The sequence below is a fragment of the Candidatus Methylomirabilota bacterium genome (genome assembly GCA_036005065.1).
Lineage (GTDB): Bacteria > Methylomirabilota > Methylomirabilia > Rokubacteriales > DASRDR01 > DASYQW01.
The window spans coordinates 1-1,808 of sequence record DASYQW010000088.1 but is presented as its reverse complement, the minus strand read 5'-3'; the positions used below and the strand labels follow the sequence as shown (position 1 = coordinate 1,808).

General features: G+C 70.3%; 2 protein-coding genes. Both read right to left on the bottom strand.

Annotation, left to right across the window (positions count from 1 at the left end):
* On the bottom strand, window positions 1-895 hold an 895-nt coding region (locus VGW35_06680), incomplete at its 3' end, for a transaldolase family protein (protein HEV8307338.1).
* Window positions 896-943: 48 nt separating this feature from the next.
* The coding region (gene iolB / locus VGW35_06675; protein HEV8307337.1) for a 5-deoxy-glucuronate isomerase at window positions 944-1,808 on the bottom strand (865 nt) is incomplete at its 5' end.

Genomic DNA, 1,808 nt, shown 5'->3' with positions numbered 1-1,808 from the left:
CGACGGGCACATCGATCCGTGGCCGCGGATCGATGCCCGAGGCGTTGAACCGGGCCTGCCACTGGTGGGTCATCGTGAGGATGACGTCGCCCCCCACGAGCTCGGTCCAGTGCAGCCGATGCCGGTACGCCGCCGCCAGCAACCGGGCTCGATAGCCACGCTCCCGGTAGATCCCGTAGGCCCGCTTGAAAGCCGCGATGCCCGCCCAATTGAGCGCCGCCGGATCGATCGCGATGTCGTCCCGGTCGGCGAGCACCCGCATCCAATCGTCCAGCCGGCCGATCATCAGCGTGCAGACCGGATGCATCGAGGCGACGTCCAGGCCGTCCGCCTCACGCCGGCGCAGGGCCCGCTCGACCGCTTCGCCGACCGCGAGCGCCTGGGGAACCGTGAAGCACACGGTGGCGTTGATGTTGACGCCTCGGTACGTCGCCTCCTCGGTCGCGGCGATGCCCGCGCGGGTAGCCGGAAACTTCACCTGGGCGTTCGGGGCAAGAGACGCGAAACGGAGGCCCTGCTCGAGCATGCGCTCCACGTTCGGGTAGTTGGCGGGGTTCGTCTGGATGGACAGGCGGCCGGCGCGGCCGCCCTCGCGCTCGTAGACGGGAGCGAGCAGCTCGCACGCCCGCACCGCCATCTCTTCGACGATCGCCCAGGTCAGGTCGGCCTCCGTCCACGAAGGGTTCTCGGCGGCCAGGGCGAGGACGCGCGGGACCCAGTGATCGCGCTCCTTCTTTAAGACCTCGAGAACGATGCTCGGGTTCGACGTTGCCCCCACGGCACCCCGCTCGATGGCGTACCGCAGCTCGTCTACCGCACATGAATCGTTCCAGTAGTCGGTCGGGCTCGACTGCACCATGCGCAGGAGTGGGCTGTCGACCATCGTCATCGTCATCGGACCGTCTCCCGGGGCCTGGATCGTGGAGCCGTCATCTCGGAGCGCTCATCTCGATTGTGGGGCCGATGGATCCCAATCCATGAGCCAGGTGTGATCGGGATCGACCGTGAAGTGCCAGGACCGATTGGGACCCGCCATCACGTTGAGGTAATAGCAGTCGTAGCCTGCCGGCGAGCCGACCGGGTGGTAGCCGGCCGGCACGAGCACGAGGTCACCGTCCATCGGCGCCATGATCTCATCGAGCGCCCGGTCGGCGGTGTAAACCCGCTGGAGCGCGTACCCCTGCGGTCGGGCGAACCGGTAGAAGTACAGCTCCTCCAGGTACGCCTCGCGGGGCGGGTCCTCGGTGTCGTGCTTGTGCGGCGGATAGCTCGACCAGTTGCCGCCGGGCGTGAAAACCTCGTAGGCGATCAGCCGGCCGGCCTCGGCCCCCGGGGGCAGCAGGTGATGGATCCGCCGCGCCGTGTTGCCCGAGCCGCGCGACTCGACGAGGATCTCCGTGTCCTCGATCAGCGCGGTCCGCCGGATGGGCCCGGCCGGCGCCGTCGCGAGGCCGATCAGCGCCGTCGTCTCGGCGCCGATCTCGAGCTCGGTCTCCGGCGCCGCGAGGATGACCGGCGGCGGCGGGCCGTCGAAGACGCTGTCGCGACTCCCGACGTCGGCGAAGACCTCCGTCCCCACCCGCACTGTGGCCCGGCCCTCGAGCACGAGGATGAGTCGCTCCTCGGCCGCTGCCGGCCGCCGGATCGCGGCGCCCGGCGCCAGCCGGTGGGCCGAGAACCCGACGTACGACCAGCCTGCGTCTGCCGGGCTGATCTCGACGATCGAGCCCTCGGCACCGGGAGGCCCGGCGCGGCGAAGGAGCCGCCCGCGGTACTGCTCGGCGGGGATCGGACGGGGCGAGACCGCC